At 62.9% G+C, this 19,515-nt stretch carries 22 protein-coding genes and 2 pseudogenes; 11 read left to right on the top strand and 13 right to left on the bottom strand.

From position 1 onward, the window contains the following. Positions 1-7: 7 nt before the first annotated feature. The 11 genes from ACT6VE_RS30735 to ACT6VE_RS30685 all read right to left on the bottom strand — a co-directional run bounded on the left by ACT6VE_RS30735 (position 8) and on the right by ACT6VE_RS30685 (position 9,463). Positions 8-961 (bottom strand): alpha/beta hydrolase, encoded by a 954-nt coding sequence (locus tag ACT6VE_RS30735; RefSeq protein ID WP_444802044.1) that lies wholly within the window; start codon positions 959-961, stop codon positions 8-10. 138 nt (positions 962-1,099) lie between these two features. Next, positions 1,100-1,567, bottom strand: a complete 468-nt coding sequence (locus ACT6VE_RS30730) for a VOC family protein (RefSeq protein ID WP_444802043.1) — start codon at positions 1,565-1,567, stop codon at positions 1,100-1,102. Continuing rightward, entirely contained in the window at positions 1,560-2,615 is a 1,056-nt protein-coding gene (gene gtdA, locus ACT6VE_RS30725) for a gentisate 1,2-dioxygenase (RefSeq protein ID WP_444802042.1), read from the bottom strand. The genes ACT6VE_RS30730 and gtdA overlap by 8 nt, the downstream gene beginning before the upstream one ends. Continuing rightward, positions 2,605-3,903, bottom strand: a complete 1,299-nt coding sequence (locus tag ACT6VE_RS30720) for an MFS transporter (protein ID WP_444802041.1) — start codon at positions 3,901-3,903, stop codon at positions 2,605-2,607. Before ACT6VE_RS30720 ends, gtdA begins: the two co-directional genes overlap by 11 nt. Further along, a complete protein-coding gene (gene maiA / locus ACT6VE_RS30715) occupies positions 3,900-4,550 on the bottom strand; it encodes a maleylacetoacetate isomerase (RefSeq protein WP_444802040.1) in 651 nt (216 codons plus the stop codon). Before maiA ends, ACT6VE_RS30720 begins: the two co-directional genes overlap by 4 nt. Further along, on the bottom strand, positions 4,547-5,236 hold the full coding sequence (locus ACT6VE_RS30710) for a fumarylacetoacetate hydrolase family protein (RefSeq protein ID WP_444802039.1): 690 nt from the start codon (positions 5,234-5,236) through the stop codon (positions 4,547-4,549). The genes maiA and ACT6VE_RS30710 overlap by 4 nt, the downstream gene beginning before the upstream one ends. A 31-nt stretch (positions 5,237-5,267) precedes the next feature. Continuing rightward, complete coding sequence (locus tag ACT6VE_RS30705; protein ID WP_444802038.1) at positions 5,268-6,032, bottom strand: SDR family NAD(P)-dependent oxidoreductase; 765 nt, start codon at positions 6,030-6,032, stop codon at positions 5,268-5,270. A gap of 128 nt (positions 6,033-6,160) precedes the next feature. Continuing rightward, complete coding sequence (locus ACT6VE_RS30700; protein WP_444802037.1) at positions 6,161-7,042, bottom strand: alpha/beta fold hydrolase; 882 nt, start codon at positions 7,040-7,042, stop codon at positions 6,161-6,163. After that, a complete protein-coding gene (locus ACT6VE_RS30695) occupies positions 7,039-7,377 on the bottom strand; it encodes a metal-sulfur cluster assembly factor (RefSeq protein WP_444802036.1) in 339 nt (112 codons plus the stop codon). The genes ACT6VE_RS30700 and ACT6VE_RS30695 overlap by 4 nt, the downstream gene beginning before the upstream one ends. Next, entirely contained in the window at positions 7,370-8,446 is a 1,077-nt protein-coding gene (locus ACT6VE_RS30690; RefSeq protein WP_444802035.1) for an amidohydrolase family protein, read from the bottom strand. Before ACT6VE_RS30690 ends, ACT6VE_RS30695 begins: the two co-directional genes overlap by 8 nt. Before the next feature lie 69 nt (positions 8,447-8,515). Beyond that, positions 8,516-9,463 carry a LysR substrate-binding domain-containing protein gene (locus tag ACT6VE_RS30685; RefSeq protein ID WP_444802034.1) on the bottom strand — a complete coding sequence of 316 codons (948 nt, stop codon included), beginning with the start codon at positions 9,461-9,463 and terminating at the stop codon, positions 8,516-8,518. Between the two features lie 290 nt (positions 9,464-9,753). On the opposite strand from ACT6VE_RS30685, the gene wrbA reads away from it, so the two are divergent. The 5 genes from wrbA to ACT6VE_RS30660 all read left to right on the top strand — a co-directional run bounded on the left by wrbA (position 9,754) and on the right by ACT6VE_RS30660 (position 13,466). Further along, entirely contained in the window at positions 9,754-10,353 is a 600-nt protein-coding gene (gene wrbA / locus ACT6VE_RS30680) for an NAD(P)H:quinone oxidoreductase (protein WP_444802033.1), read from the top strand. Between the two features lie 101 nt (positions 10,354-10,454). Then, on the top strand, positions 10,455-11,222 hold the full coding sequence (locus ACT6VE_RS30675) for an SDR family NAD(P)-dependent oxidoreductase (RefSeq protein WP_444802032.1): 768 nt from the start codon (positions 10,455-10,457) through the stop codon (positions 11,220-11,222). A gap of 30 nt (positions 11,223-11,252) precedes the next feature. Continuing rightward, positions 11,253-11,690, top strand: a complete 438-nt coding sequence (locus ACT6VE_RS30670) for an ester cyclase (RefSeq protein ID WP_444802031.1) — start codon at positions 11,253-11,255, stop codon at positions 11,688-11,690. 30 nt (positions 11,691-11,720) lie between these two features. After that, positions 11,721-12,491: an SDR family oxidoreductase gene (locus ACT6VE_RS30665; RefSeq protein ID WP_069063355.1), complete on the top strand. Its 771-nt coding sequence runs from the start codon at positions 11,721-11,723 to the stop codon at positions 12,489-12,491. 30 nt (positions 12,492-12,521) lie between these two features. Continuing rightward, positions 12,522-13,466 (top strand): quinone oxidoreductase family protein, encoded by a 945-nt coding sequence (locus ACT6VE_RS30660; protein WP_444802030.1) that lies wholly within the window; start codon positions 12,522-12,524, stop codon positions 13,464-13,466. A 6-nt stretch (positions 13,467-13,472) separates the two neighbouring features. Here the strand turns inward: ACT6VE_RS30660 and ACT6VE_RS30655 are convergent, their stop codons facing one another. Continuing rightward, positions 13,473-14,399 (bottom strand): LysR family transcriptional regulator, encoded by a 927-nt coding sequence (locus ACT6VE_RS30655; protein WP_444802029.1) that lies wholly within the window; start codon positions 14,397-14,399, stop codon positions 13,473-13,475. Positions 14,400-14,529: 130 nt separating this feature from the next. Here ACT6VE_RS30655 and ACT6VE_RS30650 point away from each other — a divergent pair, with 130 nt between their 5' ends. The 6 genes and pseudogenes from ACT6VE_RS30650 to ACT6VE_RS30625 form a co-directional block, all read left to right on the top strand. Continuing rightward, positions 14,530-15,435 carry a pirin family protein gene (locus ACT6VE_RS30650; protein WP_444802028.1) on the top strand — a complete coding sequence of 302 codons (906 nt, stop codon included), beginning with the start codon at positions 14,530-14,532 and terminating at the stop codon, positions 15,433-15,435. Positions 15,436-15,467: 32 nt separating this feature from the next. Next, complete coding sequence (locus tag ACT6VE_RS30645; protein ID WP_444802027.1) at positions 15,468-16,064, top strand: NADPH-dependent F420 reductase; 597 nt, start codon at positions 15,468-15,470, stop codon at positions 16,062-16,064. A 256-nt stretch (positions 16,065-16,320) separates the two neighbouring features. Further along, positions 16,321-16,755 (top strand): DoxX family protein, encoded by a 435-nt coding sequence (locus tag ACT6VE_RS30640; RefSeq protein WP_444802026.1) that lies wholly within the window; start codon positions 16,321-16,323, stop codon positions 16,753-16,755. An 83-nt stretch (positions 16,756-16,838) separates the two neighbouring features. Next, a complete protein-coding gene (locus ACT6VE_RS30635; protein WP_444802025.1) occupies positions 16,839-17,315 on the top strand; it encodes an ester cyclase in 477 nt (158 codons plus the stop codon). A 98-nt stretch (positions 17,316-17,413) separates the two neighbouring features. Continuing rightward, positions 17,414-17,704: an alcohol dehydrogenase catalytic domain-containing protein gene (locus ACT6VE_RS30630; protein WP_444802024.1), complete on the top strand. Its 291-nt coding sequence runs from the start codon at positions 17,414-17,416 to the stop codon at positions 17,702-17,704. An 89-nt stretch (positions 17,705-17,793) separates the two neighbouring features. After that, positions 17,794-18,031, top strand: a pseudogene (locus tag ACT6VE_RS30625) (IS3 family transposase); the annotation flags it as partial. Between the two features lie 253 nt (positions 18,032-18,284). Here the strand turns inward: ACT6VE_RS30625 and ACT6VE_RS30620 are convergent. After that, a pseudogene (locus tag ACT6VE_RS30620) lies at positions 18,285-19,433 on the bottom strand (IS3 family transposase). Positions 19,434-19,515: the final 82 nt, after the last annotated feature.

The raw sequence follows: 19,515 nt of genomic DNA, 5'->3' as shown, positions 1-19,515 counted from the left end.
GAGACCGTCACCCAAAACGCGCGTTCCATCGGCTCAATGCTGCAGCGCGATCGAAACGGAACTGGCGGCCGAGTGACGTTTCGCCGATCAGGTCGAAGCCGTGCACGGCGCCGGGATAGACGTGACACTCCACGGGCACGCCGGCCCGGGAAGCGCGAAGTGCGAAACTCACGCCTTCCTCCAGGAAGAGATCCAGCGCACCGACCGCCAGGAACAGAGGTGGGAGGCCATCGAGACGTTCGGCAAGACCTGGCGAAAAATAACTGGCACGCGCGTCGTCGATGGCATAGCTGCCTTTCATCGAGGACCATCCGAAGCGGTTGTCCTCAGCGGTCCAGATGTATCCCCCTGTCGTGGGGTTCGGCTGCACATCCCGGTCTGAGCCCGTCCGCTGGTCGAGCATCGGATAGATCAGCATGACGCCTGAAGGCAGGAACTCCCCCCGATCGCGCGCTAGAAGCGTCGTCGCGGCGGCGAGGCCACCGCCGGCGCTGTCACCCATAATCGTGATCCGTCGTTCGTCGACGCCGAGCATATCGGCATTTTTGAACAGCCAGCGCAGGCCGGCATAACAATCCTCGACCGGGCCGGGAAACGGCGTCTCCGGCGCCAGCCTATAGTCCACGGACACGACGACGCTCGCGGTTTCCGTTGCCAATTGCCGGTTCAGGCCATCGTTCGACGCTGCGGAGCCCAGAACGTAACCGCCGCCGTGGATATTGTAGATCGCAGGCCTCGGACCAGCCCCGGGTGGGGTGTAGATCCGCAACTGAACCGGCGGCCCGCCTGCCGGGCCGGCGACGTCGACAATGCGGGGCGCCTCGCCAATCATGCCCATCTGCCCGAAGGACTGCTCCACCGCCGCCCGCACATCCGCAAGGTTGCCGGCGTTGAGGCCGAAACCCGCCCCTCCAAGCAGGAACGGGCGGAGTTCCGGGTCGACCAGCGTCTCTCCAATCATGATCATGCTCCTCGATTTGCCTGACGCCGATCTTAGCCTCGACGCGTGCGCCAACCAGATGGATAGTCTCGAACGTAACGTTCCAAGCATTCGATGAAGCATGAGCGGGTGTGGGGGCGGATTGCCCCCGGCACCCGCTCAGTCCTCCCCCGGACCTGGTTCGACGAGTTCAATCAGCATGTTGTCCGGCCCCTTCAGATAGACGACGCGCCGGCCTGCCCAGGGGCCTTTCGCCACAACCTGCGGCATGCCGAAAGCGGCCCAGCCGTGGGTCGCCGCCACGCAAAGCAAGGCATCGACATCCTTCACCAGCAGGCAGAGATGTGAAGCGCCGCTGTCGCAGGCCTGAAAGGCAAGCGCTTTGCGTCCGAGGGCCGTTTTGTATTCCAGCAGTTCGACGACGTGCGGCCCCTTTGCCAGCATGGCAAGTTCGATGGACCCGTCATGGACGCCCGTGACGTCGCGAACGAAGTCACGGTCCTGCAACACATCCCGTCCGACCAGTTCGAAACCGAGGATATCGATCCAGAAACGCAGCGACGTTTCCAGAGACGTTACCGTGATCCCGACATGGTGCATGGCAATGCCGGTCGCATCGTCAAGCATTGCCGCGATCTTCCCGAAACAGATAGAGCGCCTGCTGCACGGGGCGGTCCGAGAAGGAGAAGAGGACACTGTCCTCGTCGCTCTCGTGCCGCTCGTGATGCCATGACGGCACGACGAAAATATCGCGTTTGCCCCATTCGATGACGGTGTCGCCGATATGCGTCCGGCCGCGTCCTTCGATCGGGACGAAGACGGTGGCGTCGGTCGAGCGATAGGGAGACGTGGAAAACCCTTTTGGCAGAAGCTGTATGAAGGTTCCGATGGTCGCCATCGCGTGGTTGCCGGTGATCGGATTGGTGTAGCGCATCTTAAGCCCGTGGCAGGGGTCCCAGGCGTCGTGGCGGCGCATGCGTTCGAGCGCGTCGCGGGTTCGATCAAAGGGATAGTTGAAGACGGGGGACGTGCCGCCGCGTGCGCCGTGATCGACGGGCAGAAGGTTGGCGCCGTAACGGGCGTCGCTGTCGCCGATCGGGCGGTCCAGCGGCTGCTCGTCCCGGTCGAGATGTTCTGCAAACGAGGCATCGAGGAACTGAACGATGGGAATATCGAGCCCGTCCAGCCAGAAGATCGGGTCCGAACTCTGGTTGCCGTGATCGTGCCAGGCCATCGGCGGGGTGATAATGAAATCGCCCTCGTGCATGATGGTCTTTTCGCCGTTGACCGTGGTGTGGGCGCCGCCGCCCTCCAGCACAAAGCGCAGCGCGCTCTGTGTATGGCGGTGCGCCGGGGCGACCTCGCCGGGCAACACGAGCTGAACCCCGGCATAGAGATCGGTGGTGATCTTGGATTGCCCGCGCAGGCCCGGATTTTCCAGCACGAGGACACGCCGCTCCGCCTCCTTCGCCGTGATCAGCCCGCCCGCCTCCAGGATCGCCTCGCGGATCGTCGCAAAGTCCCAATGCGCCGGGCGGCAAAGGCTGCGCGGGGTCGGCGTGACGAGATCGGCGAGCGACGTCCACAGCGGCGTCATGTTGCTCCGGCTGATCCGGTCATAGAAGTCCTGGCGCACAACCTCCGTCGAGGTGGCCGTGAGATGATCAGCCGACATGCGCGCCTCCTGTTGCAAGCGGTTCTGCGCCGGTCTTGCCGCGAAGCCGGATGGGGGCAGTTTCCTTGAGCAGCAGGATGACGACGATTCCGAGGCCGAGGGCATAGAGCGGGACGGCGGCGGCGTGCTCGATGCCGTAGTGTTTTGCGATGGTGCCGGCGATGGCGGGCGCAAAGCCGCCGCCGAAAATCTCGCCGATGCCGATGACCATGCCGGAGCCTGTCGCCATCAGGCGGGCGGGCACGGATTCCGCGGTGATCGGGCCGACTGTCAGTGTGAGAAGCGCATAAAGGCTGCCCATCGCGACCATCATGCAGAGGAAGAGCACGGTGACGTTCGCGCCGGCACCGCCGAAAATCCAGAAGGCGCCGAAGGCCAGCACGGCGGAGAGCAGCATGACGGGTTTGCGGCCGATGCGGTCGGACAGTGCGGGCAGCGTCAGGGCGCCGAGCGCGCCGCCAAAACCCATGGAGGACAGGATGAGGCCCATCTGGTCCATGTTAAGGTGCAGGTAGTCCACCAGATAGCTCGGAAACAGTGCTGCCACGACGATGATGCAGGTCAGCCAGAACAACTGGCAGAGAATGGCGAGCGGCACGTTGCGGTAGGTGAAGACCTCGTACCAGCTGTGTGTGCCGGCATCATGGGTCGCGCTGTGGGTGGCGATTTCCGATGGGGTAGACTGCTGCAGGACGCGGTGCAACAGGTAGGCGATGACCACGCCGGGGATGGCGACCATCAGGAAGATCCAGGGCCAGTCGATGACCTTGAGCAGTTGCGTCACCGCGAGCGGCGCAAGGCCGAGGCCGAGCAGCGCCGGCATGGTCTGCTGGATGCCGACGTTCAGCCCGTGCCTTTTCGGCGGCGAAGCATCCATCGTCGCGATGATGCTCGCGGGGGTGAAGGCGCCTTCGGCCAGCCCCATCAACACACGCGCCAGCACAAGCGAGGCAAGGCCCGTTGCAAGACCGCTGAAACCGGCGATCAGCGAGAAGATGAACAAAGCCGGCACGATGATTTTCTTGAAGCCGAAGCGGTCGGACAGGTTGCCGGTGAACAGCGAGGACAGGCCCCAGGCCACCGCGAGCGCGCCGGTGATGATGCCGAGATCCTGGTAGTCGAGGCCGAGATCGCTGGCGAGAACCGGCATCATCGGCACGATGATGAACCGGTCGACGCCGACGAGGCCAAGGCCGAGCGACAGCAGCGTCACCGCCTTCCACTCATAGCCCTTCGGCCGGCCGGATCGGTCGACCGTATCGTTTGCATTGGTCACGACGGGTATCATTCTGCATCCTCCTGGTTGGCTGGCAAAGCCTGTTCGAAAGCGGTGAGCGCCAGTGCTGCATCCGCGATACGTTTCAATGTCGGAAAGGGAGAGAGGTCCAAGGCGTAGGTTTTTGCGTTGATGACCTGCGGCACGAGGCAGATATCGGCGAGCGACACCGTATCGCCATGGCAGAACCGGCCGGTCTCGGCACTTGTCGAAAGCGCGGTCTCCAGCGCGTAAAATCCTTCGGCGATCCAGTGGTTGTACCAGCGGGCGACCGCCTCATCCGGCAGGCCGAGCGGCCCGCGCAGGTAATTAAGCACCCGCAGATTGTCGATCGGATGCACATCGCAGGCGATGATCTGCGCAAGCGCGCGGACCCGGGCCCTGCCTGCGGCATCACCGGGCAGCAACGGCGGCTCGGGCCGCGTCTCGTCCAGGTATTCGATGATGGCGAGCGACTGCGTGAACGTCTTTCCGTCGATCTCCAGCGCCGGGACCAGACCCTGCGGATTGATCCGGCGATAGTCCGGCTGGTTCTGTTCGCCGCGCCGCAAGTGATGCGGAATAGTTGTGTACGCCGCGCCCTTGAGGTTGAGCGCGATGCGGACCCGGAACGAAGCCGACGAGCGGTAGTAGCCGTGGAGAGTGACGGGTTCGCTCATGTGACCGACACCCGAAGCGGCGGAAGGCCATCGATGCGGGCTTCGAGCGCGTCACCGCGCACTACGGCACCGACACCCTCGGGCGTGCCGGTATAGATGAGGTCGCCCGGGGCGAGGTCCATGTAGCGCGACAGCCAGTGGATGATCTCGTCGACCGACCAGATCAGCTTGGCGAGCCTGCTTTCCTGCCGACGCTCGCCGTTGACGTCGAGCGTCATAGTCGCATCCGCAACCGCATTCCACCGTGCGACGGGAACGATCTCGCCGATCGGGGCGGAGCGATCGAACGCCTTGCCCATGTCCCACGGGCGGCCTTTTTCACGGGCGGCGATCTGCACGTCGCGGCGCGTCATATCGAGGCCGACGGCGTAGCCGAAGATATGGGACGCGGCGCCCGCGACCGGAATGTCAGCGCCGGCCTTGCCGATGGCGACGACCAGCTCGACCTCGTAGTGGTAGTTGCCGGTCATCCGGGGATAGGGAATACGCGCGCCGTCCAGCTCCACCGTATCGCCGGGTTTCAGGAAGAAGAACGGCTCCTCCCGGTCGACCTCAAAACCCATTTCCCGCGCATGGGCCTCATAGTTCCGGCCGACGCAGTAGATGCGCCGGACCGGAAAGTCGCCCCCGCCGACAACCGGAACGATCGCGACGAAAGGGGGTTGGAATACGTAACTGCTCGTCATGACACTCTCCGTCGATCCCGGGATTGGGGCCTCACCAGGCCGTGAGGCCGCCATCCACCTTGATGTCCGTTCCGGTCACCCAGCTCGCCTCGTCCGAGACGAGGTAGACGATGGCCCAGGCGACATCATCGGGCTTGCCGTGGCGGCCGATCATCGTGTTGGTCTTCATGGAGTCTTCGAAGCCCGGTAGGTTGTCGAAGGCAAACTGGGCGGCCGGGGTGTGGATGATGCCGGGCGAGACCGTGTTGGCGCGGATGCCGTGGCGCGCGCCCTCATAGGCCATCTGGCGGGTCATCGAGAGCACGCCGCCCTTGCCGGTGGAATGGGCGATCGCGCCCATGTTGCGGGTGGCGCCCCAGGCGGAGATCGAGGCGAAGTTGACGATACTGCCGCCGCCGCGCTTGATCATATGCGGCCAGGCGGCGCGCACCGGCAGGAAGACGATGTCGAGTTCGCCCTTCAGCGTCTTGTGCCACTGCGCCAGCGTCATGTCGGGCACGGCCGCGAACTCGACGAAGCCCGCCGCCGTCACCAGCGTGTCGATGCCGCCGTATTTTTGCGCGACATAGTCCATGAGGGCGGCAGCACCCGCTTCGCTGGTCAGGTCATAGGAGACGGGGTCGATCTCGAAACCGTCGGCCTTTGCGGTGGCCACGGTGCCGGCCAGCGCCTCCTGGTTGACATCGACGCCGATGACGGTCGCGCCCTCCCGGGCAAACAGCAGCGCGGTTCCCTGGCCGATGCCGCTGGCGGCGCCGGTGACGATTGCGACTTTTCCTTTGAGACGATTGGGCATGTCATGCTCCCTGAATGGTTGATGCCGGTGATGGGTCCCTGCCCCGTTTTCGGGCGCAGGTGTTCGTCGCCGCCGCTTTCGCGACGCGGTCGATTTTCGATGGTCGTTTGATAGTTGCTCTGCGGCGGTCAGGCCGCGACGGGTTGTCCGGCCGCGTCCGCCAGGAAATCGAGGATGAGATCCCCCACGATGTCCGGCCGCTCGATATTGGCGCAATGGCCGCAACCCGGGATGACGGCGACCGTACCGCCCGGAATGCGCTTGGCCACTTCGCTGGCGTAGCCGGGCAGGCGCAGCTTGTCTTCCGCCCCGGCGATCAGAAGCGTCGGAACGCCGATCGCCTCATAGTTCGTTGCATCAGCCTGTCCGAATTCCTTGCGCTCCGGGGCATTCGGCGAGCGGAAGCGCGCGGCCGCCACCGCCTCCCAGGCGCCCGGCGCGATGCTGAGCGCATGGCGCCGGCGGACATACTCCTCATCGCTGTGCCAGACGCTGCCCTCGAACAGCGACTGGAGGATACCGACCATGCCGTCGAGGCTGCCATCAAAATGGGTGAGCCGCCTGCGCGCCTCGTTCTCCGGCATCCAGCCGCCGCCGCTGATCGCCACGAGCCTGTCGATGGCAAAACCCGGATGCCGTTCCGCCGCGATCTGCAGCAGGAACGTCGCCCCCATGGAATTACCGATGAACGACGCCCGATCGATCGCCAGAACGTCGAGGAAGCGTGCCATATGCGCGATCATGCGCGCCCGCTTGCCGTCGAAGTCATGGATCTTCGCCGTCTGCCCGAAGCCTAGCCAATCCGGCGCAATCACCCGGAAGTGTTCCGCAAGCCGGGGTATGAGGTACTCCCAGCTCAGTTCCGCACACCCGCCAAACTCGCCGCTGTGCAGTAGCACGACGACCGGCCCTTCGCCGGCCTCAAGATAGTGCGTGCGGATTCCGTCGACACTCACGAAACGGCTACGGTAGGCTTTTGTTACCGGCGGAACCTTTTCGGCGGCGTTCATGGCCGCGCCTCCGGCAACGGACGCAGGCGCCGCAGGCGTGCTGTTGCGTCCGGATGCATCATGTCGGGCATCCACTGCGCCCGGCCGTTCAGCGCGCAGACCACACTGTCGGCACCCGGCAGGGCGCCGACCGCCTTTTCGACCATGGCGATGATGTTGGCGGCCTGCCAGCAGACAGGACTGGTCAACCTCAACGTCACCCGCACCGCGCCTTCGTCGATGTCGATCGATTCGATCATGCCCATTTCCCTGAGCGTGATCGGCGCCCCCGTCGCGATCGAGCACGGGTCCACGACCCGTTCGAGGGCCTCGTAGATTGCTGCCTCGTCAAGCATAGGCCGCCTCCTGCATCGTCGAGAAGGGTGCTGCGACACCTGCGCGGCGGCGCTTGGCGAACTCGTCGTCCTTCGTTGCGGCAATCCGCGATTCCAGGTCGAGGCCGGTCATGCGGGCATAGTTGTCGAAGAGGATCTTCTTCTTCGCCGCCCGGTCGATCTGCGGCAGGCCCGCGCCGGAAACCAGTTCGTCGGGGAAGGCGAACTTGTGCACAAACGCTTCGAGCAGCGGCTGCGGATGGAAGGCCATCGCGCCGGTCCCCCAGAGGATGCGGTCGATTGCATTCTGTCCGCCGGGGCCGACGAGCGAGGCCATGATGTGCTGGAAGGCGGCCGGCCGGGTCGCGGCAAGCGCGCAGGTGATTTCGAGGTTCACATAGACATTGGGGAAGCGCGCCAATTGCCAGGCGGTCTCTTCCGCAAAGGCCATGCCGCCATGGATGATCTCGAAATTGAGGTCCGGGAAGGCCATGCAGGCGCGGTCGATGTCACTGACACGATAGTGCTCGATGGCGACCGGGCCGAGCGGCAGCGCCTTGTGGATCGCCACCACCTTGATGCCCAGCTCCTGCGCCCGCTGGAACAGCGGGAACGCCACCTCCGGGTCGTCCATCTTCCAGCCCTGGATTTCCTGGCCGACCCAGCTGTTGGGATAAAGCTTCAGGCCGACGGGCTTCAGGATTTCGACCTGGCGTTCGAGTTCGTCGAGCGCTGCCGCACCCGTCAGCGGATCGACGCCGCAATAGGTGATCATCCGGTTCGGCCACCGTTTCTTCGCCTCGACGGCCTTTTCGAAACTACAGAGACCATCGTGGAAGGAGTAGATCGGCAGGGCGTGATAGACCGCCAGATCCGTGTCGCTTTCGACAAAAACCTGATCGACCGTCTCCTCGATACTCCAGTCCCGGTAGAATTGTTTTCGCGTCGGCGCATAGCCTGGAAGTGCGGCGGCTATGACAGAGTCATAGACAAGATCGCACAAAGGTTTTGCGAAGCGATTCGCGAAATTACTTTCATCCATATTGTAGGCGTGGATGACCGCATCTATTACGTTAAGTCCGTCTATCATCTGGAGCCTCCCATCTCGATTTGCGTTGCTTACAGTGTTCTAAAATTTACGATCTTCGTCCAACGAGGATTAGTGACCTCGTGATCTGGGTTTGAGATCAGGGCCTGCAGGTGCGCGGCGCACCGGCAAGGTCATCTGCACGACGTCATGCGCCACCTCGCGAAAGGTGGCCGCGGACGGGTTCGGCTCATCGTCCTTCCAGGCGAGGAGCAGTTCATAGGGCGTGGAAAAATCTGCAAGGTCGCGGAAGACGACCCCCGGCTGGGGAAGCTGCGCTACCCATTTCGGCACCAGCGTGACACCGAGCCCCGCGCTGACGAGGGAGAGCAGCGTATGCAGCTGCCCGCCTTCCTGCGCGACGCGCGGGGCAAAACCCGCCCCCGCACAGGCCGTCTTGAGCAGGTCCAGGATGCGGCTGTTCATCTGCAGGGGGAAGGTCACGAAGGGTTCGGCGGCAAGCTCCGCCATTTCGACCGTGGCCTTCAGCGCCAGCGCGTTCGCCGATGGAAGGGCGACCATCAACGGTGCGGAAATCAGCACCTCGGTACTGACCGAAGCCGCGAGATGGGAAGGGGCCGGAATGATGCCGATGTCGACCGTGCCGGCGGCGATGGCCTCCACCTGGACATCCCGGTCCATCGGGATCAGCTTGAGATCAACATGCGGCCAGCGCTCGCGAAAATCCCGGATGATCGGCGACAGCAGCGTCCACAGCACATTGTCGACGAAGCCGATGGAAAGGCGCCCGACAATGCCGCTGGCTGAGGCCTTCAAGCGCCGGACGGCCTCGTCCGTACGTTGCAGGATGTCGCGCGCCTCCGGAAGAAACACCTCGCCAAGCAAAGTGAGGCTGACATCCTGGCGCGAGCGCCTGATCAGGGTGAAGCCGAGCTCGTCCTCCAGAAGCTTCAGCTGCTGGCTGACGGCCGATTGCACCACATGCACCCGGTCTGCCGCCCGTCCGAAATGAAGCTCTTCGGCGACGGCCACAAAATACCGAAGTCTCCGCAGATCCATGACCGCCTCCTTCCCCAAGCGCACTCGCTTGTATGTTCGGAAAGGCTACACGTCTGAGAGTCCGGCAACAGCGGCAAAGATTCGAGGGTTACGGTCGAAATACTCGAACGATCGGGTCCGCAACGCCCTCGGCCCTGAAGTGACGTCATGTCCAATACCAATTCGGCCCCGTACATCGTTCGATTTCTTCGACCGTAACCACTCATTTTATTCGACTGTTCCCCCAAGCCGTTTGATGCCAGCTTATTCCAAGCCGCAAGGGCGACTGCATTCAACCAACGGAGAACAAAATGGCGAAGGTACTGGTCCTCTATTATTCGACCTACGGACATATCGAGACGATGGCCTATGCCGTCGCGGAGGGCGCCCGCAAGGCTGGAGCCGAGGTCGACGTCAAGCGCGTTCCGGAAACCGTGCCGGAAGAGATCGCCCGCAACGCCCATTTCAAGCTCGACCAGAAGGCGCCGATCGCCACCGTCGCGGAGCTGGCGGACTATGACGCCATCGTCATCGGCACCGGCACGCGTTTCGGCCGCATCACCTCGCAAATGGCGGCTTTCCTCGACCAGGCCGGCGGCCTTTGGGCACGCGGCGCGTTGAACGGCAAGATCGGCGGCGCCTTCGCCTCCAGTGCCACGCAGCACGGCGGACAGGAAACCACGCTGTTTTCGATCATCACCAACCTCCTGCATTTCGGCATGATGATCGTCGGCCTTCCCTACAGCCATCAGGGCCAGATGAACGTCGATGAAATCGTCGGCGGTGCACCCTATGGTGCGACCACGGTGGCAGGCGGCGACGGATCGCGCCAGCCGACCGAAATCGACCTCGCCGGCGCACGCCACCAGGGCGAACTCGTGGCTGCCGCGGCCATCAAGGTCTTCGGCTGACCTACTGATCGGCCGGAGGTTCAATCCTCCGGCCCCACCCTGCCTCACCACGACAATCACAACGGAAGCGTCGTCCCACAGCGCGGGCGAGGAGCGAAGCTATGCCTACGGATTTCGACGGTAAAGTGGTTCTGGTCACCGGCGCAGGCTCGGGGATCGGCCGGGAGGCGGCAAGATTGTTTGCCGAGCGCGGCGCGCATGTTTTCGCGGCCGACCTCAACCTGGGCGGCCTTGAGGAAACGAAGGACATCGCGGCAGCCGGAAAGATCGACATCGACCGTATCGACGTTTCCAGCGAGGAGGAGGTGAAAGCCTTTCTCGCGCGCATCGAAAGGGACGCCGGCCGACTGGATGCAGCGTTCAACAATGCCGGCATCACCGGCGGTACCCACCGCATCGAGGACTACCCGACCGACGATTTCGATCAGGTGCTGACCGTCAACCTGCGCAGCGTGTTTCTCGGCATGAAATACGAGATTCCGCTGATGGCGAAGACGGGGGCCGGCGCGATCACCAACACCGCCTCCGTCGCCGCGCTGACGGGGCCGGGCGGCATGAGCGCCTATGCCGCCTCCAAACACGGCGTCCACGGCCTGACCCGCGTCGCGGCGATGGAAAATGCCAGCCGCAGAATCCGCGTGAATGCGCTTGCCCCGGGCTGGACGGAAACGCCGATGGTGGCGGCGAACAGTGCCCAGAACCCGGCCTTCGCCGACCTCGCCCGAAAGGCCATCCCTGCCAAGCGCGGCGGCCAGCCGCGCGAACTGGCCGAGGTCGCCGTTTGGCTCAGTTCCCCGGCGGCAAGCTACATCTTTGGCCAGATGATCGTCGTCGACGGCGGCATGACCATCGGCGGTTTTGAACTTTAACCCTCAATTCCAGACACGAAGGATACGACCATGACCAGAAGTGCAGAAAGCGAAGCAGCGATTGCAGTGGTGCGCCGCAACACCGAGGAAGTGCAGGGAAAGGGCAATTTCGCCGTCTTCGACGAGGTCTTTTCCGAGGATTTTCTCGACCACACACCGCAGCCGAACATGGTGCCGGACAAGGAAGGCGTGCGTGGCCTCTATGCCGGCCTGCGCCAGGCGTTTCCGGATTTCCACGCGGACATTCATTGGCAAGCGGCCGACGGCAATCTCGTCACGACCTTCAAGACCTATCACGGCACGCATAAGGGCACCTTTCTCGGCATTCCTCCGACCGGCAAGACCATCCAGTTCGAGACGGTCGATGCCATGCGTGTCGTCGACGGCAAGATCACCGAACACTGGGGTGTCGCCAACCTCTATTCGCTCGTCGGCCAGCTCGGCCTCCAGCTCCAGCCGACGGCTTGAGCCGGCCCATCATCCCGAAGGAAGACTGCAATGAGTGACATTCTGAAGAACAAAGTCGTCGTCGTGACGGGTGCATCGAGCGGCATCGGCCGCGCCATCGCCATCCGCGCCGCCGAACATGGCGCCAAGGCCGTCATCGTCGCCGACATCATCGAAACACCGCGCGAAGGCGGCAGGCCGACGGTCGAGGAGATCGAGGCCATCGGCTCGGCCGCCCGCTTCGTGAAGACCGATGTCAGCAAACGCGCCGACAACGATGCGCTCATCGCGGCATCGGCCGAATTCGGTGGCGTCGACGTCATGGTCGCCAATGCCGGCATTACGCTGCGCAACGACGGCGCAGACGTGCCGGAGGACGATTATCACCGACTGCTGTCGATCAATCTCGACGGTCCGCTGTTCGGCGCGCAGGCGGCGGCCCGCCAGATGAAGGCGAACGGCAAGGGCGGCAGCATCGTGCTGATGGCCAGCATGGGCGGCATATCGGGCGCCGGCATCACCGTCGCCTATTCCACCAGCAAGGGCGGGGTGGTGTTGATGGCGAAATCGCTTGCCGACGCGCTCGGCCCAGACGGTATCCGCGTCAACGCCGTGGCACCGGGAACCATCGATACCGAATTGCTGCGCACCAGCCCCGGCATCGCCGAGGCATCGGAAGGGTTTCGCAAGCGCACGCCGCTACGCCGCCTCGGCCAGCCCTCCGAAGTGGGCGACGCGGTCGCCTATCTCGGCTCGGATCTCTCCAGCTACGTTTCGGGCATTGCCCTTCTCGTGGACGGCGGCCTGCTGGCCGTCCTCTGACGCGAAACGCCCCCGCAAAGGATTTTGACAATGAAAGCCATTCGTTTTGAACAATTCGGCACGCCGGATGTCCTCACCCATCAGGATGTCCCCGTTCCCGCCCTCAATGCCGGCGAGGTGCTGGTCAAGGTCCATGCGGCGGCGATCAATCCGAGTGACGTCAAGATCGTCAGCGGCCTGTTTGGTGGCTCGGTTCCGCGCACGCCCGGGCGGGATTTTGCCGGCGTGGTCGTCGAAGGCGGCCTTGCCGGCAAGGAGGTCTGGGGCAGCGGCGCCGGCTTCGGGTTCCGGCGCGACGGCGCGCATGCGGACTATGTCGTTCTCCCTGCAAGCTGGCTATCGGAGAAGCCCGCCAACCTGTCGATGGCCGAGGCCGCGGCGGTCGGCGCGCCCTTCGTCACGGCCTGGCATGCGCTTGTCGATGTCGGTGCGCTGAAGGCGGGCGAGACATTGCTGATCACCGGCGGCCTCGGCGCCGTCGGACGCGCCGCCACGCAGATCGCCCGCCACCTCGGCGCCCGCACCATCGTGGCGGCGAGAAGCAGGGCCGCGAGCGAGGCGGACGACTTCATCGACCTCTCGAAGAAAGACCTGCCGGAGGCCGTGCGCGCGGCCACCTGGGGCAAGGGTGTCGACGTGGTGCTCGATGCGGTTGGTGGCACGATGTTCGAGCCGGCGCTCAAATCACTAGCCCTGGGTGGCCGCCAACTCGTCATCACCAGTGTCGGCCAGAAGCGCGTCGAGTTCGACCTTGCCGACTTCTACCACAACCGCTCGACACTTTTGGGCGTCGATACCGCAAAACTCACGGGCGAGGAGATCGCCGGCATTCTCGACCAGCTCAAGGCGGCCTTCGACGGCGGCGCCTTCAAGAAGCCGCCGCTGCGGGAATGGGACTTCGATCAGGCCGCCGACGCCTATCGCAGCACCGCGACGGGCGAAGCCATGGAAAAGAATGTCATCCTCATGACGTGACGGAGGCTACCACCGGTTGGAATAGGTCATGTCGTCGTCTTCGGCCTGATTTTCGAAATGCGCAATCAGGAAGCGGCCGGCTGGGCCGGGCGGAACATCGGTGCGGTGAACCGCCTGGAGCCGGTAGGGGCCGCCCTTGCAATCCGGCATGTCGAGATGGACCAGACGGCCCGTCCGGATATCCTCGCGCACCATGGGCTCGGGCATGTTTCCCCAGCCCATGCCCTCCTTCAAGAGCATGTGCTTGGAACCGAGGTCGGCCAGTCGCCAGGTGCGTGCGCCGACGACGCCGAGTTGAAACCCCTGCGTTAATGTCGAGCGGTCGGTCAGCACGAGCTGCACATGTTCGCGTCCGGCGCCCGGCAGTTTTTTTCCCGCTTTCGCCAGAGGGTGCGAAGGTGCTGCAACCGGAATGAGGTGGACGAAACCCGCGCCGATCCGCTCCAGCCCGTCGACCTCGATGTCGAGCGGGCCGCTGACGCCGATCACCGCCGCCCGGTTCAGCACCATTTGCGTCACCGCCCCCAAGGCCTCGACATGGAGATGCAGCGTCACGGACGGGAAGGCTTCGCTGAAGGCTTTCAAGGCATCGGTGACACGCGAGGCGGGCAGCATGACATCCAGAGCGACGTAGATTTCCGGTTCCACGCCCTCCAGCATGGCCCGCACCTTGGCGCGCAGGCCATTGATGCCGTTCGAGACGATTCTCGCCTCCGCCAGCACGGTGCGCCCCTCCGTCGTCAGCTGCGGTTTTTTCGTCGTATCCCGATCGAACAGCGAGACGCCGAGCTGCGCTTCGAGATTGGCGATCGAATAGCTGATCACCGACGTGGCGCGTCCCAACTTGCGCGCGGCCCCTGCGAAACTCCCGACATCCACCACCGTGAGAAACACCTTGAGCTGGTCAAGGGTGGGCATGCCGGGATTCTGCATATCTATTTCCTCGAACGTTTCTGTCCAATTTATGTCAGTTTTTTCCGCAAGCCACCAGCGGTAATTTGAAGCTCGACAGCAACATCCTCCTCGCCTTTCGCTGAAGCGGGGATCGTTGAAGGAGCTCAAAATGACATTCGCTTCGAATGCCCGAATAGAACAGATCATTCTTCCGGCGACACGCGATCTCGGCGGTTTTTCGGTGAAACGCGCGCTACCCTCGCCGCTGCGGCGGACCGTCGGTCCTTTCATCTTCCTGGACAGTTTCGGGCCTGTGACCTTCGGCGCTGGCGCCGGCATCGACTCCCGGCCTCACCCGCATATCGGGCTTTCGACGATCAGCTATCTGATCGACGGCGAGATCATCCATCGCGACAGCGAGAACTACGTCCAGAAGATCAAGCCCGGCGAGGTCAACGTCATGACCGCGGGACGCGGCATCGTCCATTCCGAGCGCAGCAGCGATACGCTGCGGGAAGCGGGCGGGCGGCTGTTCGGCTTCCAAAGCTGGGTGGCGCTGCCGGCCAGCCACGAGGAAACCGACCCCGGCTTCCAGCATCTCGGCGCACAGGAACTGCCGCGCGTCGAGGGCGAGGGCATCGACATGCGCCTGATCGCCGGCTCGCTGCACGGCCGGCGAGCGCCGACAAAAACCTTCTCCGACCTGTTCAATGCAGACGTCGCCCTTGTATCCGGCGCACGCTTTCGCATCGACGGGGAACATATCGAGCGGGCCGTCTTCGTCATCAGTGGCGCCGTTGAAGTCGTCGGGCAGGACGAGCGGTTCACCGAGGACCAGTTGATCGTCTTCAAGCCCGGCTCCGAAATCGTCCTCAAGGCGATCGGCCCTGCACGGCTGATGGTGCTGGGCGGCGAGCCGCTCGCCGAGAAGCGGCATATCTTCTGGAACTTCGTATCGAGCCGCCGCGACCGGATCGAGCAGGCGGCCCTCGACTGGCGAAACCGGGTGTTCCCGGGCGTGCCGGGAGAAACCGAGTTCACACCGCTGCCCGATGGGCCGGCAAACATAACCTAACCCCAACCCAACGAACCCAAAGGAAATCGAACATGACCTACGCAATCATCGGCTCGGGCGCGATCGGCTCGGCTCTCATCACGCATTTTTCGGAAAAGCGCATACCGGTCAAAGTAGCCAACAGCCGCGGCGCGGCATCCCTCGACGCCGTCGCCGGGAAACATGGCGACGCAGTCATTCCCGTCGAACTCGACGAAGCCCTGGCGCAGGATATCGTCATCCTCGCCCTGCCGTTCACGGCGGTGCCAGACCTTGCAAAGGTGCGCAAGGACTGGTCGGGCACCATCGTCGTCGACGCGACGAATGCGATCAAGTTTCCCGAATTCCGCCCTGCCGATCTCGGCGGCAGGCTGTCGAGCGAAATCGTCGCCGAGGCTCTGCCCGGCGCGAAAGTGGTCAAGGCCTTCAACACGATACCGGCCGCAGTGTTGGCCGCCGATCCCGTCGAGGCCTCCGGGCGCAGGGTCGTTTTGTTGTCGGGCAACGATGAGGCCGCCAATGCCAGCGTCGCCGGCCTGATCGAGAAACTGGGCTTCGCGGCGCTCGATCTCGGCAACCTCAAGGCAGCCGCTCCAGTCCAGCAGTTCGGCGGCTCGCTGGTCGCCGTCAATCTGATCAAGAAAGGCTGACCAAGCCCTCTCGCCGCACGGTCGATACATTTCATACCCGATGTCCAAGCCCCCATCGCACAAACGATGGGGGCTTTTCGCGTTGGGTGTCGCTGCTGGCGATCAAGGCCACCAGAGCCACAGCTGACGAGCAATTATTCTAAATTTTAGAGCGTTATTGTCTATTTTATTCGGCTTTTACGATGAGTGAGGGGCCGCCATAGTGCGTCTCACAGGGCGGCCATGGTGGCCTGCCGATTTCGAAAAGGATACGAACATGTCGCACACAGCAATCGCCCGCCAGGTAGAAGACCTGGCCTCTTCCGCCGCTGTACAGGCCGTCCTGCCGACCGCCGGCCGCATTCTCATCAGCCTGATTTTCGTGCTTTCCGGTCTGAACAAGCTTGCCGCTCCGGCCATGACGATCGGCTACATCGGATCCGTCGGCCTGCCCTTCCCGACGCTGGCTTACGGCACGGCGCTCATCGTCGAGATCATCGGCGGCCTCGCCCTTGCGCTGGGTTACCAGACGCGCCTTGTCGCCGCCGTGCTCGCCGTGTTCTCGGTCGCGACCGCCGTCAGCTTCCACAACGATCTCGCGGACCTCAACCAGTTCATCCACTTCTTCAAGAACATCGCCATGGCCGGTGGCCTGTTGAATGTCATCGCACTCGGTGGCGGCAAGCTCAGCATCGACGGCTGGCGCCGCTAAGCGGGTGGATCACGCCGGCCTCGGGCCGGCGTTCTCGCGTCACGTCAAAATCCCCCAAAGCAACGATCGAACAGGAAAAACCCATGCGTATTCTGAAAATTCTCCCGCTGGTCGCCTCGCTCCTTGTTGGCCAAGGGGTCATGGCGGCGCCGGAAAGCCAGGAAATGGCAATCGCGGTCAAGTGGTACGAAGACTTCGACAGGAATCAGCCGGAAATCCTCGAAGCCATCCTCTCCGACACCTGGCGCGACATTCCCGATGCACCCGATACGGCGCCTGGAGCCCAAACGGCAAAGGCCGTTCTGAAGATGCTTCACACCGCCTTCCCGGACTTCCGGATCGCAGTCGAGGACATCGTCGCGGAGGGCAACATGATCGTTGTCCGGTCGACCATTTCCGGCACGCAGACAGGGCCTTTTGCCGGTCTCCCGGCATCCGGCAAAAAACTCCGAATTCAGGCCGTCGACATTCACCTCGTCGAAGGCGGCAAGATCCAGAAGACCTGGCACACCGAGGACTGGATGACAGGCCTGCGCCAGCTCGGCGCCTTCGAGCAGTAAGACTTCATTTCAAAATGCCGGCAGGTGCTAATTCCCTGCGGCACTCCCCAATCGAGACCAATCAGGAGGCAGGCCCTGCTTGCCCAATGGAGAAAGCCATGACGTACGTCGTCAAATACAGCCAATGGGGCGGTCCGTCCGTCCTGCATGTCGAACAGGAAAATGCCCGCGCACCCGGCGCCGGCGAGGTGCTGATAAAACAGGACGCCATCGGCGTGAACTTCGTCGACACCATGTTCCGGGACGGCACGTTCAAGATCGGCCTGCCTGCCGTGGCGGGGGTCGAGGGCGCCGGCACCGTCGAAGCGATCGGCAAGGGCGTCAGCCATTTTGCCGTCGGCGACCGGTGTCCCGGATCAGTGCCTCCTAGACAGATCATGCGTAACTAAGGAGAGAGGATTTCTGGTTCATCGTAGCTCGATCAAAGGAAGCGAAGATGAGATAGAAAACCGGGCCGCAGAAACCGGCGGACGAACAGGTGATCAAGGATATCCGCCGTGCGACGCGCAAGCATCATTTGGCCGAGGACAAAATCCGAACAGTGCTGGACGGTTGCGGGCGAGGAAAGCATAGCCGCTCTTTGCCACCGCGAGGGTATCGCCGAAAGCCTGTATTTCAGTTTGTTGAAGGAATTCCTCGAAGCGGGCAAGAAACGGTTGGCCGGAGACGCGGCGCGTGCCGCAACTTCCGACGAAGTGAAGGTTCTGCGCCGCGAGACTTTTCGCTGTCAAGGGGCCGCACGCTGACTTCTTGTCCGTCAGTATGCGGATTGAAGGACATCGGGCTTTCAGAAATCATAGCAGTCGATTTGCAAAGCTGTTGACTTCTGGTTCTGCTAGAAGAGGCAGTGCTGGAGGGAATCCTCAATAGTTATCAAGCGTAGTACCAACCCTCATTGATCAGAACCTATTGGCCCATTTTCTTCGTCCGATGGACATGATCTTCCAGGGCTGCTGCTCTGAGCCCCACCTAGGACCGCCGGGAGTTGGAGTTTTCCGGCGCTGATCCCGATGGCGGGCTGGTTGCGCCATCGGGATTGTGCATGGCAATCGGGACGTTATACCCGATTGCGCTGTGAGGACGATCCTCGTTGTCGTATCGACGCCAAGTCGCCAGCTTTTCGCGCGAATCCGCAAGGGTCAGGAACCAATGCGCGTTCAGGCACACCGCCTGCAGCTTGCTGTTGAAGGCCTCGATGAAGCCGTTGTCCGTTGGCTTTCCGGGCCGCGAGAAATCCAGCGTGACATCGTTTGCGTAGGCCCAAAGGTCCAGATCGCGCGCGATAAATTCGCTGCCATTATCGACCCTGATCGTCTTGGGATAACCGATCTTCTTGCAGACGCGTTCCAGCGTCTGGACCACATCCTCACCACGGTAAGTGAACCGGGCATCGGTGGCGGGGCAATAGCGGGAATGGGTATCCACGACGGTCAGTATGCGCAGTTTCTTGCCTGTTGCGAGCTGGTCGTGGACAAAATCCATCGCCCAGACATCGTTCGGACCAAATGCAACCTGGCGGTCATCCCTGAGCTTTGCCTTGACCCGACGCTTGGGATGCTTGTTGCGCAACTGAAGGCCTGACTCGCTGTAAATCCTGCGTGTCTTCTTCATGTTGATCGTCCATCCGTCGTGACGCAAGTGGACATGGACACGCCGACATCCGTAGCGCACCCGTGTCTCGCAAATCTCCTTGATCCGTCTTTCGAGAGCGGCCTGTCCGGTTCTTCGGGACTTGTAATGATAGGTGAAAGTGTCGAAACGCAGGGTCTTGCAGGCCCGTCGGATCGATATTCCCCAATCCACCAGAATCCCGTCGATCAGCTTGCGCTTGCGGGCAGGCCTCAGAGCTTTCGGCGGATGACGTGCGGATGACGTCCTGTAACATCTCCCGGTCGAGCGTCAGACCGGCGACGATCTTCTTCAGGCGGCCGTTCTCATCTTCCAAAGCCTTCAGCGACGCATCTCGTCAGGCAGCAGGCCTCCATACTTCTTGCGCCAGTTGAAATAGGTCGCCCGGCTGATTCCTGCTTTCCGGCAAATCTCAGCGACCGGCACGCCATCGACGCCTTGTTTCAAAATAAACGCCTTCTGGGCGTCCGAAGAATTCGATGCTTTCATCGCTTCCGCTCCTGTTCCCAGCCGGGAATCTAGCGCGAAAAACTCCAATCAAAAACGATCCAGTCTTTGGGGATCAGAGCAG

It is taken from the genome of Shinella sp., from assembly GCF_052438155.1.
GTDB lineage: Bacteria > Pseudomonadota > Alphaproteobacteria > Rhizobiales > Rhizobiaceae > Shinella.
Note: the sequence above shows the minus strand (reverse complement) of the source record. Positions and strands in the feature narration are given on the sequence as shown.

Excerpts from the sequence above, each read along its gene's own strand:
- ACT6VE_RS30735 (WP_444802044.1), bottom strand. The coding sequence starts at position 961 with ATGATTGGAGAGACGCTGGTCGACCCGGAACTCCGCCCGTTCCTGCTT.
- ACT6VE_RS30730 (WP_444802043.1), bottom strand. The coding sequence starts at position 1,567 with ATGCTTGACGATGCGACCGGCATTGCCATGCACCATGTCGGGATCACG.
- gtdA (WP_444802042.1), bottom strand. The coding sequence starts at position 2,615 with ATGTCGGCTGATCATCTCACGGCCACCTCGACGGAGGTTGTGCGCCAG.
- ACT6VE_RS30720 (WP_444802041.1), bottom strand. The coding sequence starts at position 3,903 with ATGATACCCGTCGTGACCAATGCAAACGATACGGTCGACCGATCCGGC.
- maiA (WP_444802040.1), bottom strand. The coding sequence starts at position 4,550 with ATGAGCGAACCCGTCACTCTCCACGGCTACTACCGCTCGTCGGCTTCG.
- ACT6VE_RS30710 (WP_444802039.1), bottom strand. The coding sequence starts at position 5,236 with ATGACGAGCAGTTACGTATTCCAACCCCCTTTCGTCGCGATCGTTCCG.
- ACT6VE_RS30705 (WP_444802038.1), bottom strand. The coding sequence starts at position 6,032 with ATGCCCAATCGTCTCAAAGGAAAAGTCGCAATCGTCACCGGCGCCGCC.
- ACT6VE_RS30700 (WP_444802037.1), bottom strand. The coding sequence starts at position 7,042 with ATGAACGCCGCCGAAAAGGTTCCGCCGGTAACAAAAGCCTACCGTAGC.
- ACT6VE_RS30695 (WP_444802036.1), bottom strand. The coding sequence starts at position 7,377 with ATGCTTGACGAGGCAGCAATCTACGAGGCCCTCGAACGGGTCGTGGAC.
- ACT6VE_RS30690 (WP_444802035.1), bottom strand. The coding sequence starts at position 8,446 with ATGATAGACGGACTTAACGTAATAGATGCGGTCATCCACGCCTACAAT.
- ACT6VE_RS30685 (WP_444802034.1), bottom strand. The coding sequence starts at position 9,463 with ATGGATCTGCGGAGACTTCGGTATTTTGTGGCCGTCGCCGAAGAGCTT.
- wrbA (WP_444802033.1), top strand. The coding sequence starts at position 9,754 with ATGGCGAAGGTACTGGTCCTCTATTATTCGACCTACGGACATATCGAG.
- ACT6VE_RS30675 (WP_444802032.1), top strand. The coding sequence starts at position 10,455 with ATGCCTACGGATTTCGACGGTAAAGTGGTTCTGGTCACCGGCGCAGGC.
- ACT6VE_RS30670 (WP_444802031.1), top strand. The coding sequence starts at position 11,253 with ATGACCAGAAGTGCAGAAAGCGAAGCAGCGATTGCAGTGGTGCGCCGC.
- ACT6VE_RS30665 (WP_069063355.1), top strand. The coding sequence starts at position 11,721 with ATGAGTGACATTCTGAAGAACAAAGTCGTCGTCGTGACGGGTGCATCG.
- ACT6VE_RS30660 (WP_444802030.1), top strand. The coding sequence starts at position 12,522 with ATGAAAGCCATTCGTTTTGAACAATTCGGCACGCCGGATGTCCTCACC.
- ACT6VE_RS30655 (WP_444802029.1), bottom strand. The coding sequence starts at position 14,399 with ATGCAGAATCCCGGCATGCCCACCCTTGACCAGCTCAAGGTGTTTCTC.
- ACT6VE_RS30650 (WP_444802028.1), top strand. The coding sequence starts at position 14,530 with ATGACATTCGCTTCGAATGCCCGAATAGAACAGATCATTCTTCCGGCG.
- ACT6VE_RS30645 (WP_444802027.1), top strand. The coding sequence starts at position 15,468 with ATGACCTACGCAATCATCGGCTCGGGCGCGATCGGCTCGGCTCTCATC.
- ACT6VE_RS30640 (WP_444802026.1), top strand. The coding sequence starts at position 16,321 with ATGTCGCACACAGCAATCGCCCGCCAGGTAGAAGACCTGGCCTCTTCC.
- ACT6VE_RS30635 (WP_444802025.1), top strand. The coding sequence starts at position 16,839 with ATGCGTATTCTGAAAATTCTCCCGCTGGTCGCCTCGCTCCTTGTTGGC.
- ACT6VE_RS30630 (WP_444802024.1), top strand. The coding sequence starts at position 17,414 with ATGACGTACGTCGTCAAATACAGCCAATGGGGCGGTCCGTCCGTCCTG.